The sequence below is a fragment of the Aquitalea sp. S1-19 genome, assembly GCF_024343515.1.
In genome coordinates this window covers 1-863 of record NZ_RJTZ01000331.1, presented here as the reverse complement: position 1 = coordinate 863, position 863 = coordinate 1, and the positions used below count along the sequence as shown (strand labels likewise).

The following is an 863-nucleotide window of genomic DNA, read 5'->3' as shown; positions in this document are numbered from 1 at the left end:
TCGGCGCTGGAAAGTGCGGACAAGGCGATGGAGCTGGGGCTGCCGGCCGACAATATTATTCTGTCGTGCAAGGTCAGCCATGTGCAGGATCTGATTACCGCTTACCGTAACTTGGCCAGCCGCTGCGATTTCCCGCTGCACTTGGGCCTGACCGAAGCCGGCATGGGCAGCAAGGGCATTGTCGCCTCCAGTGCGGCTTTGGCTGTGCTTTTGCAAGAAGGCATAGGCGACACCATCCGTATCTCGCTGACACCGCAGCCGGGCGAGTCGCGCACGCGCGAAGTGATTGTGGCGCAGGAGTTGCTGCAGACTATGGGCTTGCGCAGTTTCGTGCCTTTGGTCACCGCCTGTCCCGGCTGTGGCCGCACCAGTAGTACCGTATTCCAGGAGCTGGCCGACAGTATCCAGACCTATCTGCGCGAGTCCATGCCGGTATGGCGCTTGCAATATCCGGGCGTGGAAGAGATGAAGGTGGCGGTCATGGGTTGCGTGGTCAATGGTCCGGGCGAGAGCAAGCTGGCCGATATCGGCATTTCGCTGCCCGGAACCGGTGAGGTCCCGGTGGCGCCAGTGTATGTGGACGGCGAGAAAACCGTGACGCTCAAGGGCGAGTCTATTGCCGCCGAGTTCAAGGCGCTGGTCGACGACTATGTAGCCAGCCGTTATGGCGAGGGTGGCAGCAAGCGCCAATCATCAGGCTCGAAAGTGATTCCGATCAGGGCGGCGGTTTGATCCGTCCTGCAACAGTGGTTTGATTTAACAAGAAAAGATCATGGCTCAGAAAATTCAGGCGATTCGCGGCATGAACGATGTGCTGCCGGCCGAGTCGCACCAGTGGGAGTATTTTGAAGGGGTGTTGCGCA

The 863-nt window shown here is 59.4% G+C and carries 1 protein-coding gene; it reads left to right on the top strand.

Annotated elements, in window-relative coordinates; genetic code table 11:
* Positions 1-732: flavodoxin-dependent (E)-4-hydroxy-3-methylbut-2-enyl-diphosphate synthase (locus EGI20_RS18865; RefSeq protein WP_498633232.1), on the top strand; the 732-nt coding region annotated here is incomplete at its 5' end.
* Between the last annotated feature and the right edge of the window lie 131 nt (positions 733-863).